This window comes from Rudaea sp. (assembly GCF_036383415.1).
Lineage (GTDB): Bacteria > Pseudomonadota > Gammaproteobacteria > Xanthomonadales > Rhodanobacteraceae > Rudaea.
In genome coordinates, this window is sequence record NZ_DASVOK010000105.1 from 1 (window position 1) to 15,822 (window position 15,822).

Annotated in this window: 15 protein-coding genes; 5 read left to right on the top strand and 10 right to left on the bottom strand. The window is 65.1% G+C overall.

The features are described 5' to 3' along the window. On the top strand, nt 1-741 hold a 741-nt coding region (locus tag VF497_RS03920; RefSeq protein WP_330886332.1), incomplete at its 5' end, for a threonine aldolase family protein. A gap of 34 nt (nt 742-775) precedes the next feature. Here VF497_RS03920 and VF497_RS03925 read toward each other — a convergent pair. After that, on the bottom strand, nt 776-1,789 hold the full coding sequence (locus tag VF497_RS03925) for a zinc-binding alcohol dehydrogenase family protein (protein ID WP_330886333.1): 1,014 nt from the start codon (nt 1,787-1,789) through the stop codon (nt 776-778). 166 nt (nt 1,790-1,955) lie between these two features. Between VF497_RS03925 and VF497_RS03930 the strand changes: the two genes are divergently transcribed. Then, complete coding sequence (locus tag VF497_RS03930; RefSeq protein ID WP_330886334.1) at nt 1,956-2,717, top strand: sulfite exporter TauE/SafE family protein; 762 nt, start codon at nt 1,956-1,958, stop codon at nt 2,715-2,717. Between the two features lie 27 nt (nt 2,718-2,744). On the opposite strand, the gene guaA is transcribed toward VF497_RS03930, so the two are convergent. Both guaA and guaB read right to left on the bottom strand, forming a co-directional pair. After that, nucleotides 2,745-4,310 (bottom strand): glutamine-hydrolyzing GMP synthase, encoded by a 1,566-nt coding sequence (guaA, locus tag VF497_RS03935; RefSeq protein WP_330886335.1) that lies wholly within the window; start codon nt 4,308-4,310, stop codon nt 2,745-2,747. A 126-nt stretch (nt 4,311-4,436) separates the two neighbouring features. Then, complete coding sequence (gene guaB / locus VF497_RS03940; RefSeq protein ID WP_330886336.1) at nt 4,437-5,894, bottom strand: IMP dehydrogenase; 1,458 nt, start codon at nt 5,892-5,894, stop codon at nt 4,437-4,439. Between the two features lie 113 nt (nt 5,895-6,007). On the opposite strand from guaB, the gene VF497_RS03945 reads away from it, so the two are divergent. Beyond that, the gene (locus VF497_RS03945; RefSeq protein ID WP_330886337.1) at nt 6,008-7,861 is read left to right on the top strand and encodes an LTA synthase family protein; all 1,854 of its coding nucleotides are present in this window, start codon (nt 6,008-6,010) and stop codon (nt 7,859-7,861) included. 9 nt (nt 7,862-7,870) lie between these two features. Here the strand turns inward: VF497_RS03945 and VF497_RS03950 are convergent, their stop codons facing one another. From VF497_RS03950 to folD, 5 genes are all read right to left on the bottom strand, one after another. Further along, nucleotides 7,871-9,148 carry a TRAP transporter large permease gene (locus tag VF497_RS03950; RefSeq protein WP_330886338.1) on the bottom strand — a complete coding sequence of 426 codons (1,278 nt, stop codon included), beginning with the start codon at nt 9,146-9,148 and terminating at the stop codon, nt 7,871-7,873. Then, a complete protein-coding gene (locus VF497_RS03955) occupies nt 9,145-9,684 on the bottom strand; it encodes a TRAP transporter small permease (protein WP_330886339.1) in 540 nt (179 codons plus the stop codon). Before VF497_RS03955 ends, VF497_RS03950 begins: the two co-directional genes overlap by 4 nt. Next, nucleotides 9,681-10,664 carry a TRAP transporter substrate-binding protein DctP gene (gene dctP / locus VF497_RS03960; RefSeq protein ID WP_330886340.1) on the bottom strand — a complete coding sequence of 328 codons (984 nt, stop codon included), beginning with the start codon at nt 10,662-10,664 and terminating at the stop codon, nt 9,681-9,683. Before dctP ends, VF497_RS03955 begins: the two co-directional genes overlap by 4 nt. A 28-nt stretch (nt 10,665-10,692) precedes the next feature. Then, nucleotides 10,693-11,556 (bottom strand): TRAP transporter TatT component family protein, encoded by an 864-nt coding sequence (locus tag VF497_RS03965; protein WP_330886341.1) that lies wholly within the window; start codon nt 11,554-11,556, stop codon nt 10,693-10,695. Nucleotides 11,557-11,642: 86 nt separating this feature from the next. Then, nucleotides 11,643-12,503: a bifunctional methylenetetrahydrofolate dehydrogenase/methenyltetrahydrofolate cyclohydrolase FolD gene (folD, locus tag VF497_RS03970; protein ID WP_330886342.1), complete on the bottom strand. Its 861-nt coding sequence runs from the start codon at nt 12,501-12,503 to the stop codon at nt 11,643-11,645. A gap of 239 nt (nt 12,504-12,742) precedes the next feature. On the opposite strand from folD, the gene VF497_RS03975 reads away from it, so the two are divergent. Together VF497_RS03975 and VF497_RS03980 are read left to right on the top strand one after the other, a co-directional pair. Further along, on the top strand, nt 12,743-13,042 hold the full coding sequence (locus tag VF497_RS03975; protein ID WP_330886343.1) for a DUF1244 domain-containing protein: 300 nt from the start codon (nt 12,743-12,745) through the stop codon (nt 13,040-13,042). Nucleotides 13,043-13,044: 2 nt separating this feature from the next. Then, the gene (locus VF497_RS03980; protein ID WP_330886344.1) at nt 13,045-13,623 is read left to right on the top strand and encodes a GNAT family N-acetyltransferase; all 579 of its coding nucleotides are present in this window, start codon (nt 13,045-13,047) and stop codon (nt 13,621-13,623) included. A 5-nt stretch (nt 13,624-13,628) separates the two neighbouring features. Here the strand turns inward: VF497_RS03980 and moeB are convergent, their stop codons facing one another. Next, nucleotides 13,629-14,759, bottom strand: a complete 1,131-nt coding sequence (gene moeB / locus VF497_RS03985) for a molybdopterin-synthase adenylyltransferase MoeB (RefSeq protein ID WP_330886345.1) — start codon at nt 14,757-14,759, stop codon at nt 13,629-13,631. A gap of 31 nt (nt 14,760-14,790) precedes the next feature. Further along, nucleotides 14,791-15,822 (bottom strand): gephyrin-like molybdotransferase Glp (gene glp, locus VF497_RS03990; protein WP_330886346.1); only part of this gene is annotated, 1,032 nt, incomplete at its 5' end.

The following is a 15,822-nucleotide window of genomic DNA, read 5'->3' on the forward strand; positions in this document are numbered from 1 at the left end:
AGCGGCGGCAGACTGCTCACCCTCGGCGGCTCGGGGGCGAAGCTCAATTCCGCCGCGCTGAAAACGCACTCGCTCGCCAAGATCGGCGATGTGCACTGCACGCAACCGACCTGCGTGAGCCTCTCGCAAGTGACCGAACTCGGCACCGTCTACTCGCTGGCCGAGTTGCACGCCATCGGCGCGGTCTGCCGCGAGCGCAAGTTTCGCCTGCACATGGACGGCGCGCGCTTTGCCAACGCGCTCGCCGCGTTGGGCTGCACGCCGGCGGAGATGACCTGGAAGTCCGGCGTCGACGTGCTCTCCTTCGGCGCGACCAAGAACGGTGCGCTCGCGGCCGAAGCGATCGTCGTGTTCGACCGCAGCCTCACCGAAGAATTGGCTTACCGCCGCAAGCGCGGTGGCCACCTGCTGTCGAAGATGCGTCTGATCGCGGCGCAGATGGACGCCTATCTCGCCGATGATCTGTGGCTGCGCAATTCACGCCACGCCAACGCGATGGCGCAGCGCCTGGCCGAAGGCTTGCGCGGCGTGCCTGGAATCGTCGTGCATGACGGCGGCGACGCCAATATTCTGTTCTGCACTCTGCCACAACCGATCAACGATGGCCTGCATGCGCAGGGTTTCCACTTCTACGGCGACCGCTGGGGACCAGGCGTGGTGCGCCTGGTGACTTCGTTCGCCACGCAGGCTGCCGATGTGGACGCGTTCATCACGACCGCACGCAGCCTGGGTTCAAATTGATTCGCTTCCCTTCTCCCGATGGGAGAAGGGAAGATCAAAACCCTTCGAGCACGATCTTGCCGCGCGACGCACCGCTTTCGAGCAGCGCGTGCGCGCGCTTGAGGTTGGCGGCGTTGATCGTGCCGAAATGCTCGGCGACGGTGGAGCGAATCACGCCGCGATCGACCAGTTGCGCGACGCGGCGCAGGATCTCGCCCTGCCGCGCGAGTTGCGGCGTGCGGAACGTCGAGCGCGTGAACATGGACTCCCAATGCAGCGACAGCGACTTGCGCTTGAACGCGAGCACGTCGAGCGATTTGGGATCGTCGATCAGCGCGAATTGGCCCTCGGCTTCGAGCAGGTCGGGCATCTGCGAAAGGTAGTCGTCGGTATGGGTGATGCTGATCGCCGCGCTGACCTGCACCAATCCGATCGCCTTCAATCCCTCCGCCAGCGGCCTGGCGTGATCGACCACGTAGTGCGCGCCAAGTTCGTGCACCCAGTCGCGCGTCGCTGCGCGCGAGGCCGTACCGATGACGGTCCAGCCGGTCAGCTTGCTCGCGAGCTGGACAAGGATCGAGCCGACACCGCCGCCGGCACCGATCACGAGCAGCGTGTTGTCGCGCGTCGGATCGGCGGTCAGCACCTTGAGCCGGTCGAACAGCAGTTCCCAGGCGGTAACCGAAGTCAGCGGCAGCGCAGCCGCGGCGGCGTAGTCAAGACTGGTCGGCATCGGCGCGACGATGCGCTCGTCGACGAGTTGCAGTTCGCTGTTGCTGCCCGCGCGGGTCACGTCGCCCGCGTACCAGACCTTGTCGCCCGGCTTGAACCTGCTCGTCTTGGCGCCGACCGCGCGCACGACGCCGGCCGCGTCCCAGCCGAGAATGCGCGGCTGTCCGTCGGTCGATGCCGCGCGCGTGCGCACCTTGGTGTCGACCGGATTGGCCGAGACGGCCTTGACCTCGACCAGCAAGTCGAAATCGCCCGGCACCGGCTCGGCAATGTCCAAATCGAGCAGCGAGTCTGCCTGATCGATCGGAAGGGAATGAAAATAACCTATGGCTTTCATATCGTTACCCTATTCTCTTCATTCAGCTGCAAATCGGAAAAGCACGCGGCGGCATATGCAAATTCCCGCGGATTGTTGGATACCGCAGCCGCAGTCTAAGAGCATCGCACAAACGATTTTGCGCCACGACGCCCGAACGATGCTCGATCCGCAATCCCACAGCGCCATGTACACCCTCTGCGGCCTGCTCGTCGGCCTGCTCGTGGGCTTCACCGGCGTCGGCGGCGGCTCGCTGATGACGCCAATGCTCGTGCTGCTTTTCGGCTTCAACCCGGCCACGGCAGTTGGCACGGACCTGCTCCATGCCGCGATCAGCAAGGCCTGCGGCACCGTCGTCCATGGCCGCAACGCGACGGTCGACTGGCGCATCGTCGGCCGTCTGGCCACCGGCTCGATTCCCGCAACGATCGCGACGATCGTGCTGTTGCGCTATCTCGATCTGGGCGGCCACGGCAGCGGCCGCCTGATTGCGGTCATGCTTGGCGTGGCGCTGATCGCGACCGCGGCCAGCCTGCTTTTCCGCGGCCGCATTCTCGACGCGTTCGCGCGATCCGCCGAACGCCTGAGCGATACTCAGGTGCGTCGTCTGACGATCACACTCGGCTTGCTGCTCGGCGTGCTCGTCTCATTGACGTCGGTGGGTGCCGGCGCGCTCGGCATGGTCGCGCTGCTGTCGCTCTACCCGAAAGCGCCGTCCGCGCGGCTCGTCGGCACGGACATCGCGCATGCGGTGCCGCTGACACTGGTAGCCGGGCTCGGCCACTGGTATCTCGGCAGCGTCGACTGGACGCTGCTCGTGTCGCTGCTGATGGGCTCGCTGCCGGGCATCGTCATCGGCAGCCAGCTGACCGGCTACGTGCCGGATCGCATCCTGCGGCCCATCCTCGGTACCGCGCTCGTAGCCGTGGGCGCGCGGCTCATTGCTTAGCTGAAGCGAGCCTGCGCCCGCATCGGTTCACTCCCACTCGATCGTCGCCGGCGGCTTGCCGCTGATATCGTAAACTACGCGAGAAATGCCGCGTAATTCGTTGATTATCCTGTTGGAAGCTTTGCCGAGAAAATCGTAAGGCAGGTGCGCCCAGTGCGCGGTCATGAAATCGATCGTCTCGACCGCGCGCAAGGACACCACCCACTCGTAGGCACGCGCATCGCCGACCACGCCGACCGATTTGACTGGCAGGAACACGGCAAAAGCCTGGCTGACCTGATCGTAGAGATCGGCGCGGCGCAGTTCCTCGATGAAGATTGCATCGGCACGTTGCAGCAGTTCCACGTATTCCGGCTTCACTTCGCCGAGTACGCGCACGCCGAGGCCAGGACCCGGGAACGGATGGCGATAGACCATTTCGCGCGGCAGGCCGAGTTCGACGCCGAGGCGGCGCACTTCGTCCTTGAACAGCTCGCGCAGTGGTTCGACGAGGCCGAGTTTCATGTCCTCGGGCAGGCCGCCGACGTTATGATGGCTCTTGATGACGTGGGCCTTGCCGGTCTTGCTGCCGGCGGACTCGATCACGTCCGGGTAGATCGTGCCTTGGGCCAACCACTTTGCGTTGGCGAGCTTGTGCGATTCCTCGTCGAAGATTTCAATGAAAAGATTGCCGATGATCTTGCGCTTGGCTTCGGGATCGCTGACGCCTTTCAGTTTGGCGAAATAGCGATCTGCCGCATTCACGCGGATCACCTTGACGCCCATGTGCTCGGCAAACATCGCCATGACCTGGTCGCCTTCCTGCCAGCGCAGCAGGCCCGTGTCGACGAAGACGCAGGTCAGTTGCTTGCCGATCGCACGATGCAGCAACGCGGCGACGACCGACGAGTCAACGCCGCCGGACAGGCCGAGGATCACCTCGTCGCTGCCGACCTGCGCACGCACGCGCGCGATCTGGTCGTCGATGATGTTCGCCGCGGTCCACAGCGCGGCGCAGCCGCAGATGTCGACGACGAAGCGGCGCAACAACGCCATGCCCTGCTTCGTGTGCGTGACTTCGGGATGGAACTGCACGCCGTACCAACGCTTGGCCTCGTTCGCCATCGCGGCGACCGGGATGCGATCGGTGACGGCCGTGACGGTGAAGCCCGGCGGCGCCTTGGCGACGTGGTCGCCGTGGCTCATCCAGACATCGAGCTTTTTTGCGCCGACATGATCGCTCAGCCCGTCGAGCAGCGAATCCTTCGCGATCACATCGACCTGCGCATGGCCGAACTCACGTGCATCGGCCGCCTCGGTCGCACCGCCGAGCTGTGCCGCGAGCGTCTGCAGGCCATAGCAGATGCCGAGGATCGGCAGGCCCACATCGAACACCTGCTGCGGTGCCTTCGGTGCGTCTTGCAACGTGGTCGATTCGGGGCCCCCGGAAAGGATGATGCCCTTGGCGCCGAACTTGGCGATCTCGGCCGGATCGTGGTCCCAGGCCCATATCTCGCAATAGACACCGATCTCGCGGATGCGCCGGGCGATCAACTGCGTGTACTGCGCGCCGAAATCGAAGATGAGGATTTTGTCGGTGTGGATGTTTTGCATGCTTCGCTCCCCTCTCCCGCCGGGAGAGGGGCCGGGGGTGAGGGTCCGGGTTCACTCAGCCTCTCATGGGACGAGCCCTCATCCGGCGCTCTGGTGACGCGGCTTCTCCCGGTGGGAGAAGGACAATCAGTCCATTCGGTAATTCGGCGCTTCTTTGGTGATCGCCACATCGTGCACATGCGACTCGCGCACGCCCGCACTGGTGATGCGCACGAATTGCGGCTTGGCACGCATCTCGTCGACCGTGGCGCAGCCGACATAACCCATCGCTGAGCGCAGGCCGCCCGACAACTGGTGGATGATCGAGCGCAGCGGCCCGCGATAAGGCACGCGGCCTTCGATGCCTTCGGGAACGAGCTTGTCCGGATCGGCCTCATCCTGGAAATAGCGATCCTTGGAGCCTTTCTGCATCGCGCCGAGGGATCCCATTCCACGATAAGATTTATAGCTACGCCCTTGATAAAGCTCGACTTCTCCTGGCGCTTCCTCAGTGCCGGCGAACATGCCGCCGATCATGACGCAGTTCGCTCCCGCGGTCAGTGCCTTGGCGATGTCGCCGGAATAGCGGATGCCGCCGTCGGCAATCAGGCAGGCGCCGCTGTCCTTGATCGCTTCGGCGACCATGGACACTGCCGAGATCTGCGGCACGCCGACGCCGGCGACGATGCGTGTCGTGCAGATCGAGCCGGGGCCGACGCCGACCTTGACCGCGTCCGCGCCCGCGTCGACCAGCGCCTTGGCCGCATCGCCGGTGACGATGTTGCCGCCGATGACCTGCATCTGCGGGAAATTCTTCTTGACCCAATTGACGCGGTCGAGGACACCCTGCGAATGACCGTGCGCCGTGTCGACAATGATCACGTCGACACCCGCATCGACGAGTGCGCCGACGCGCTCCTCGGTGTCGCCACCTGTGCCGACCGCGGCGCCAACGCGCAGGCGCTCGTGCTGGTCCTTGGCCGCGTTCGGGTTGTCGTGGGCCTTCTGGATGTCCTTGACCGTGATCAGGCCGCGCAGCTCGAAGCCGCCGTTGACCACGAGCACCTTCTCGATGCGGTGCTTGTGCAGCAGACGCAGCACTTCGTCCTCGCTCGCGCCTTCGTTCACCGTGACCAGCTTGTCCTGCTTGGTCATGATGTTCCTGACCGGATCGTCGAGCTCCTTCTCGAAGCGCAGGTCGCGGCTGGTGACGATGCCGACGAGCTTGCCGCCGTCGACCACGGGCACGCCGGAGATGTTGTTCGCGCGCACGAGCTTGAGCACGTCGCGGATCGAGGTCGTCGGCGTCACCGTGATCGGGTCGCGGATCACGCCGGCCTCGAACTTCTTCACCAGGCGCACTTCGGCGGCCTGCTGCTCGATCGCCATGTTTTTGTGGATGATGCCGATGCCGCCGCATTGCGCCATCGTGATCGCGAGGCGCGCTTCGGTCACGGTGTCCATCGCGGCCGACAGGATCGGGATGTTGAGCTGGATGTTTTTGGTCAGGCGCGTGGCCAGGGAAACGTCGCGCGGCAATACGTTCGAGTAGGCAGGAACGAGCGAAACGTCGTCGAAGGTCAAAGCTTCGGTAAGGATGCGCATGGGTGCGGGGGAAGCCCAAGCCGGTAAACCCGTTATTATACCGATTTACCCTCGGCATCGCATGGGTTTCTGCCAGCGTCGCCACACTACCTTCACGCCGCCGTCAGATTCCAATGCCCAAGCCTTATTCCGCATTCCGCTCCGCCGCCGCCAAACAACCGCGGCGCAAGGGCCTGGTCGGTGCGGCGCTGCTCGTCGTTTTCATGCTGATCCTGGCCGGCCTGCGCGGCCTCGCGCTCGTAGGCATCGCCACCGGGCTGACCGATTGCGCGTGGTGTATGGGGGCTACGGCGATCCAGCAGGACGCGGGCATTCTCGCCCTGCTGCTCGCCTTCACCGGACTGTCGCTGCTAAGCGCGCGCTACTGGCTGCAGCTGCCGTGGCTGCTGCTCAGCGCGATGCTGCTGCTGGCCTACGCGCTGGACGCGATCCTGCTCAAGACGCTGGTCCAGCACCTGTACTGGCTGGACATCGTGAAGTTCGGCAAGGAGATCGATGCGATCGGCCGCTTCGGCAATGTCCTGCTCGCTTCGGCGACGGGCAAGCTCATGCTCGTCGGCGTGGTTGCCGGCATTGGCGTGCTCGTGCTCGCCCTGCTATCACGGCCACGGCGTCCGCGACTCGCCCTCGCCTGCTTCGTCGCTGCGGGCTTGTTCTTCCTCATCGGGCTATGGAGCCCGATGACGATGAAGTACATCAACTACCCGCTGCTGCAGAACTTCATCGCCGCGAACCTCGCCGACAGCGTCGATCGCCACTACAGCACCGCCTATGCCGACATGCTGCGCAAGGAATACGTTCCGCCCGCGCCGATCTGCGAAGCGGGCCGCGGCCTGCGCCCGAACGTCATCATCATCGCGGTTGAGTCCTTATCGATGTACCACAGCAAGCTGTTCGGCGGCGGCGGCGACACGCCACATCTCGATGCGATCGCACGCGACAACGCATATTTCCCGGACTTCATCGCCAACGGCTTCACCACCGACAGCGGACTCATCGCGATGATCACCGGCAAGCCGCCGATCCCGACCCTCGGCCGCTATCAGAGCGCCGAAGCGTTCGCCGGCTTCGAGAGCCCGCAGGGCGCGCTGCCGGAGATTGTGCACGCGCACGGCTACACGACGCACTTCTTCACCACGGGCGACCTCGGTTTTCTCGACAAGTCGAAGTGGCTCAAGGAACTCGGTTTCGATTCCTGGGAAGGCGCCGAGCAGCCTTTCTACAACGGCTGGAAGCGCCGCCATTTCAACGCCGCCGAGGACAAGGCCTTGTACCAGCGCTTCCTGCAGTGGCTCGACGCGCGCAAGGACGATGCCTCGCCGTGGCTGGCCTTCATCCTCACCGTGTCGACGCATCCGCCGTTCGTCAATCCGGAGAACGAAAGCCTCGACGAAGCCGGCGCGTTCCGCTACGCCGACAAACAGATCGGCATGCTCTACGACGAGCTCGCCAAGCGCGATTTCTTCCGCAACGGCGTGCTGATGATCTCCGGCGACCACCGCAGCATGACGCCGCTGTCCGCGACCGAGCTTGCGCGCTTCGGCGACAGCGCGCTCGCGCGCACGCCGTTCGTGGTCGCCACACAATTGCCGATCACCCGCGGCGCCGTCAGCGGCAAATTCCAGCAAGCGGACATCGTTCCGTCGATCGCGGAGCTGCTCGGCGAACGCGCCTGCCACAAGCCCGACCAAGGCACGTTCCTGAGCGACCCACCGCAGCCCGCACAATACGTCGCCCACGCGCGCGGTGACCGTCGCAACCAGATCGACATCTATTTCGACGGCAAGCAGGCGGACCTCGTGCTCGCGGGTGACCAATCGGACTGGATCGGACCGAAGCCGGACAACTGGAAACAGATCATGGACGGCATCGCACTCGATCGTATCGGCCGCGGCACGGCGAACGAGAACTTCCTCGACCTGATGATTAACGCACGGGCGCCGAAGCCCGCGCCTTCACCGAACTGATTCGCACGGCTAGCGCACGAGAGCAAGCGACAGCTCGGGCACGTAGGTCACGATCAGCACGCACAGCATCAGCAGCGCGTAGAACGGCAGGCAGGCGCGGATGATCGACAGCGCCGGTCGGTCGAAGCGCGCCGCGGCGATGAAGATGTTCATCCCCGCTGGCGGCAGGAAGATTCCGATCTGCAGGTTGGCAAGGAAGATGATGCCCAGATGCGTCGGATCGACGCCGTAGTGGATCGCGATCGGCAGCACCAGTGGCACGAGGATGATGATCGCCGGGAAACCTTCGAGCAGCATGCCGAACACGAGCAGGAATGCGTTGAGCACGAGCAGGAAGCCGAGCTTGCTCGTGATGCCGGCTTGCAGCCATGCGAACAGTTGCTCGGGCACGTCGGCGTCGATCAGCCAGTTGGTCAGCGCGAGCGAGAAGCCGAGCACGATGAGGATCGCCCCGACGAGCAGCATCGCCTCGCGGATCACGCGTGGCAGTTCGACGAGCTTGATCTCACGGCGGATCAGCACGGTGACGATGAGCACGTACAGCGCCGTCGCCGCCGCTGCTTCGGATGGCGCGAGCTTGCCCGAGAACACGCCGGCGAGCACGAGCACCGGCAGCGGCAGTTCCCAACCGGCGTCCTTGACCGCCGCCCAAAGCTCGCCTGGCGGCGACTTCGGCGGACGCGGTAGACCGCGCGCCTGCCAGGCGCTGTACAACGCCAGCACCGTGATCATCAGCAACGTCGGCAACAGGCCTGCCTTGAACAACGCATCGATCGCCACGGGCGGCGTCGTATGGAACTGCTGGGCGACGACTCCGTAAAGGATCAGCGGCATCGACGGCACGAGCAGCAGGCCGAGGCTGCCCGATGCGGTCAACAGGCCAAGCGAAAAGCGTTCGCCGTATTGCGCCTGACGCAGCGCCGGATAGAGCACGGCGCCGAGCGCGACGAGAGTGACGCCGGTCGCGCCGGTAAACGCGGTGAAGAATGCGCAAGCACAGATCGAAACGATGGCCAAGCCACCCGGCAACCAGCCTACGAGCGCATTGGAAAGCCGCACGAGCCGGCGCGGCGCCTGACTCTCGGCGAGCAGGTAACCGGCCAGCGTGAACAAAGGAATCGCGATCAACGCCGGCATGTCGGCGAGACGATAGAACTCGATCGCGACCGCCGTGCCCGGTTGCCCCGACGCGGAAAAGCCGAGTAACGCGATCGCCGCGATCAGCGCAAACAGCGGCGCGCCGAGCGCGGCAAGAATGACCAGAATGCCGGCGATCAACCAAATCATCGCGCCGGCCCTTCGTCGCCGGTGTTCACGCAGCCAGTGTCATGCAGCAATTCCGGCGCGGACAACCCCGGCACGTGTGCCGGTGTGGCGAAGGCGCGCAACACGAATCGCACTGCCATCAAACCAAAACCGACCGGAAGGATGCTTTCGAGCAACCAGTTCGGCAGACCGAAATCCGACTTGGCGCCGCCGTCGAGATCGACGCTGACGAGTCCCCATCCGTACCACGCCAGCGCGGCGCAGATGCCGGCGGCGAACAGCAACGTCAAGATGCGCACCGCGCGCTGCGCGCCGGCCGGAAGAAACCGCTGCAACACGTCGACGGCGATGTGCTTGTCATCGCGCACGGCGGCGAGCGCACCGAGCATCGCCGTCCACACGACCAGTGTGCGCAGGAACGGATCAGCCCAGGAGAAACCGCCGCCGAACACGTTGCGCATGAAAATCTGGGCGCCGGCGAGCGCGACGAGGATCAGCACGAGAACGGTCAGAACGCCGTTCTCGAGACGGTGCAGCCAGCGTACCCAGTTCGTCACTTGCGCGCTTCGTCGAGCGCCTTGTTCACCGCAGCGGCGAGCTCGGGCGAAATGCCGCCGGCTCCGGTCAGGTTCTTGCGCGCATCAGCGCCGATAGTATCCCAAGTCTTGCGCTGGTCGGCATTCTGCGCCGTGATCGCGACGCCCTGGCCCTGCAGCGCCGTGCGTGCTTGCGCGTTGTCCGTGCGAGCGCCCTTCTCGATGCGTGCGAACGCTGCGCCGACCTCGTCGTCGAGCACTTTCCTGTCTTCGGCGCTGAGCGCGTCGTAGGCCTTCTTGTCGATCGCGAGGTAGCCCATGACGTACATCAGCGGCAGGTCGAGCATGTGCTTGACCTTGGTGTGCCACTGGAACGCAATCGCGCCTGCAGTCGTGCTCGCAGCCGCATCGATGAGGCCGGTCTGTAGGCTCGTATAGACGTCGGCGATCGGCAGCGGAATCGGTGTGACGCCGGCGGCCTTGAACGCGATCTCGGCGACGCGATCACCCTGCGGTACCCATACTTTCGCGGCCTTGAGCGTGTCCTTGTCGTGGATGTCGTTGACGCTGAACAGGTAGGCGAAACCGCCGCCGGCCATGCCTGGCACGACGTAGCCGGCCTTCTCGAAGCTCGTCTTGAGCTGCGCGTCGACCTTGGCACGTACCTTGTCGATTTCGTCCTCGCTGCGGAACTGGAACGGCTGGCTGTAGACGTTCGCGTCGGGCGTGATCGATGCGGCCTCGCCGCCGGTGAACGCCGCGCCCTGCAACTGGCCGATCTTGATCTTGCGCAGCACGGTCGCGTTGTCGCCCATCACGCCACCGGGATAGAACTTGATCTCGACGCGATCGGACGTCTTCGTCTTCACCGCCTCGGCGGCAGCACGCATTTCCTTCATCCACGCCGTGCCGTCGGGCGCGATCGTCGCGATCTTGATTGGCGCGGCGTTCGCGACGATGCACGCGAGAGAAAGAATTGATGCCAAGAGTGCTTTTTTCATGTGTGTACTTCTCCAGAAATTCCGGGCGTCAGAAAAAATCCTTGCCCGATGCGAGCAAGGCCTTCGCCTTCTTCTTCGCCAGCGTATTGATCAAGGTCAGCCGCGGCGCCACCGGGTCGGCCGCGAGCACTTCGTTGAGCAGTTTGTCGTGCAGCGTCTGATCGAACACGAGGCGCGCATAGAACTGCGCGTACAGCACGCGCACCATCTGGTTTTTTCCGCCCGACAGTTCCAGCGCCTTGTCGAACCAGGCCTTGCCCTCCTCGGGCTTGCCGCCGAGCGACGCGGGCCGGATCGAATTGACGACGCAGAGATAGAGCGCCGCGCCGCCGTCGTCATAGTGCGCATCGATCGCGTCGCAACGCAGGAGCAGCGCCTGCAGCTTCGGCAGGTCGGCGATCGCGTTCCAGTCGCTGGTATTGACCTGGATGCGCCCGGCCCAGGCCGCGGCGAAACCGTACAGCGTCGCGATGTCCTTCGCGTCGGCCTGCTTAAGAGCGGCGTCGAATTTCTCGTAGGGTGCGTCGAGCGCCTCGCACAACGGCTTTTCACTCAGGCACAGAGCGTGGCGCGCATAGCCGTAGGCGCGGCCGGCAAGTTTCTGCGCGCGTTCGTTGTCGTCGACGAACGCGCCGGCGTAGGCGCCGTAGAGCTTTGCGCCGGCCAGCAGCGAAGCGGCATCCTCGGGATTGGCTTCGATGCGGCTGTCGATCAGCAACAGATACGACGGCAGGCCGTCGCGCACGATCCCAGGGTCGTCCTGGTCGAGCACCGCCATGGTCAGCGAGTCGCCGAATTCGCGCGTCGCCTTCTGCACCACGCTGCCACAGGCAGCGCTCAGACAGGCGCACAGCAGCGACGCGAAACGAAGGCGTGGGAGCGAATTGCGCATGGTTTGCGGAAGAAAAAGACTGGCGGGAATTTTAACGCAGCCGCTTGGCCGAATAGTGACGCAAGGCGGCTCGCGTCAGGCGCGATTCAGTTGCCCGCGTCGGCCGCGCGCGCGGCTTCGAGCGTGTTCTGCATCAACGTCGCCACCGTCATCGGCCCGACCCCGCCGGGCACCGGCGTGATCCACGAGGCGCGTTCGGCCGCAGCGGCGAATTCGACGTCGCCGACTAGGCGGCCGTCTTCGAGCCGGTTGATGCCGACATCGATCACGATCGCGCCGGGCTTGACCCAATCACCTTTGACGAGGCCGGGTCGCCCGACGGCGACGGCGAGAATGTCGGCCGAGCCGATCACCGCCGGCAGGTCGCGCGTGAACTTGTGGCAGGTCGTCGTCGTGCAGCCGGCCAGCAGCAGTTCAAGCGCCAGCGGCCGCCCAACGTGGTTCGACACGCCGACCACGACCGCATTCTGCCCGCGCACGGGTCGATCGGTGTTGGCGAGCAGGGTCATCACGCCCTTCGACGTGCACGGGCGCAGGCCACGCTGGCGCAGCGTGAGCCGGCCGATGTTCTCCGGATGGAATCCGTCGACGTCCTTGCGCGGATCGATGCGGTTGACGATGACGTTGGCATCTACATGCGCCGGCAGCGGCAGCTGCACGAGGATGCCGTGAACATGCGGATCGCCATTTAACGCATCGATCAGCGCGACAAGCTCGGCCTGCGTTGTCGTCGCCGGCAGGTCGAAATCGCGCGAATGGAAGCCGGCGTGCTTGCAGGCGCGACGCTTGTTGCGCACGTAAACGCTCGACGCCGCGTCGTTGCCGACGAGCACGACGGCGATGCCCGGCACACTCAGGCCCTGTGCGCGACGTTGTTCGACCTCGGCACGCAGGTCGTCGAGCAAGCGGTCGGCGATGCGTTTGCCGTCGAGTATCTTCGCGCTCATGCGTTTTCTGTGGATCCGTTCAAAGATGCGCATTATCACGGTTGGCCGGGTGCGGCTCAAATAGCGCTACTATTGAGTAGAACCTATCTCAAAACGTAGCGAGCGAAGGCAGTTCGCGCGTCGCCGGAGCGCAGGAACCGGAGTTTACTGATCGTAAATGAGGATTCCGAGCACCGCCGGCGCGCGAAATGTCGAGCACAGTAGTTGTGAGATAGGTTCTACGCTGCAGGAGAACACCCGTGTCCAATTCCCAGATCGAACTCGAAGCCGCCGCCTTCCGCCGCCTGCTCCGCCATCTCAACGAAAAACGCCCTGACGTGCAGAACATCGACCTGATGACGCTCGCCGGCTTCTGCCGCAACTGTCTTGCCGATTGGTACCGCGAAGCCGCCGCCGAACGCGGCATCGAATTGAGCAAGGACGCCGCGCGCGAGCAGGTCTACGGCGAGCCGTTCGAGCAATGGAAGGCAAAACATCAGAAGCCGGCCAGCGCCGAACAGCTCGCCGCTTTCGAGCGCGCGCAGCGCGAGGCGCACTGAACGTGCGCGGGATCGACCCGGGCATGCTGCCGATCGAACGCGAGAGCAACGGCATCTCGATCCGCAAATACCAGCCCGGGGACAGCGCGGCAATCGTCGAAGCCGTGCAGGAGTCGGTCGCGACGGTCGGCACCTGGCTGGACTGGTGCAGCAACGGCTACGGCCGCAGCGACGCGGACGCCTGGATAGCACATGCGACCGCGCAATGGGATGAGGCCGGGATGTTCGCATTCGCCGTCGTCGATGCGACCAGCAGCGACTATCTCGGCGGCGTCGGCCTCAACCAGATCGACCAGGACAACCGTTCCGCCAACCTCGGCTACTGGGTCCGCCAGTCGTACGAGAGTCGCGGCGTCGGCACGCAGGCGGCGCGCCTCGCGGTCGGCTACGCATTCGAGCTGCTCAAGCTCAGCCGCATCGAAATCGTCTGCGCGGCGATGAACCGGCCGAGCCGCCGCGTCGCGGAAAAGACCGGCGCGCGTTTCGAAGGTTTGCAGAGCGGGCGTCTCAGTGTGCACGGCCAAGCGCTCGACGCCGCGGTCTACACGATCACCGCACCGGCGGCGCGACGTCAGGTCTGATCCGATCAGGCATGTGACGCGCAGATCTGCGCGACATCTTCGTAGCCCCTGAACACGGCGTGCTCACCGCATCCCGGGCACTGCGGGTCGCGCGGCAGGCGCAGTTCGCGGAATGTCGCGGCGAGCGCGTCGTAGCACAGCAGGCGCCCGACCAGCGGCGCGCCGATACCTAGCACGAGCTTGATCGCTTCGGTCGCCTGCAGCAGGCCGATCGTGCCCGGCAGCACGCCGAGCACGCCTGCTTCGGCGCAGTTCGGTGCATCTTCCGCAGCAGGCGGTTCCGGGAACAGGCAGCGATAGCATGGCGATTTCGCATCGCGCGCATCGAACACGCTGACCTGGCCGGTAAAGCGATGCACCGCGCCGTAGACGAGCGGAATCTTCAGTTCCCGGCATGCCGCGCTGAGCAGATAGCGCGTCGGGAAATTGTCGGCACCGTCGATGACGACGTCGTGATCGCGGATCAGTTCCTCGACATTCGCCGCGGCAAGACGTGTGCGCTGCGTGCGCAGCTCGATCGACGGATTGAGCGCGGCCAGCGCGATGCGCGCCGACTCGATCTTTGCCATGCCGACGCGGGCATCGGTGTGCAGGATCTGGCGCTGCAGATTCGACTTGTCGACCACGTCGTCATCGATCAGGGTCAAATGACCGACTCCGGCCGCGGCGAGATAGAACGCCGCCGGCGAGCCGAGTCCGCCCGCACCGATCAGCGCGATGCGCGCCTGGGCGAGGCGGCCCTGCCCGGCCACGCCGACTTCGGGCAGCAGCAGGTGGCGTGAATAACGCTCAAGCGCGTCGGCACCGAGGCCGCCTTCAGCAAGCGGCAAGCCTTCGGCATTCCAGCGCAGGAAGCCGCCAGCCACCGATGCGAGATTCGCGTAGCCAAGATCGCGCAGCGCCTGCGCGGCGCGCAGCGAACGCTTGCCGCTCGCGCAGATCGTCAGGATCTCGCGCTCGCGGTGCGACTCGATCGCGGCGATGCGTTCGACGACCATACCCAGCGGCACGCCGATCGCGCCTGCCGGCATCCCGCCTGCGCGCTCGTCGTCTTCGCGCACGTCGATCAGCAACGCACCCTGCGCTTGTCGCGCTGCGGCGTCACCGGGAGTGATTTCGTCAATGGCGTCGGTCATGAACGGGATATGCGCTTGGCTTCGTCGCTGTTCAAGCCCAGCCGGGCAAGGCCAGTACTTCGACTACGGTTCCGGCAGCGTATTCCTGCGCGGCCTCGGGCAGCATGATCAAGGCATCGGCTTCAGCAACCCCGCGCAGCTGTCCCGAGCCTTGCTTCTTCAACGGTGTGGCGTGCAATGCTCCCGCCTCGTCGCAGACCAGCGATGCACGCAAAAACTCCACTCGCGAATGCGTCTTGCGCACGGCTTGGGCGAGGCGCGCGCGCAATGTCATGCCGCTTGGCCGGCGGCGCGTCATTGCATCCAGCGCGGGGCGGACGAGGGCAAGAAAGGTCGCGACTCCCGACACAGGATTCCCCGGAAGCGAAAACACCAGCGTCCGCCCGATGCTGCCGAACAGGAACGGCATGCCCGGCTTGATCTTGACCTTCCACAGATGCACGCGACCGACCTCTGCGAGCAGGGGCGGAAGATAATCGGCCTCGCCCGCAGAGACACCGCCGCTGGAGACGACGATATCGGCATCATTGGCCGCGCGAGTCAGCGCTTCGCGCAGCGCCGGCGGATCGTCGCGCAAACGCTCGTGGCGTACGAGTTCGACGCCATGCTGTTCGAGCAGAGCGCCGAGGCTGTAGCGGTTGGAATCGTGAATCTGCCCGTAGCCCAGGGCTTGGCCCGGCGCGACGAGTTCGTCGCCCGTGGTCAGCAACACGGCGCGAGGTCTGCGCGTCGCTGCGACGTGGGTGTGGCCGAACGAAGCGATCACGCCGATCTGTGCCGGCGTCAGCACCGTGCCCGCGCCCAGCGCGCGATCGCCGCTGCGATAGTCCTCGCCGGCCGGACGCACGTTCGCGCCGGATCGCGCTCCCGCCGCGATCGCGATCATCTCGCCTTCAACGCGCGAGTCTTCCTTCATCACGACCGTATCCGCGCCCGCTGGCAGCGGCGCGCCCGTTGTGATGCGCACGCAGGTGTTGGGCTCGACTCGCGGCACTTCGGTGCCGCCGGCGAGGATCGTGCCGATCAGGCGCAGGCGTGTTTCCGCATCAACCGCGAGATCGGC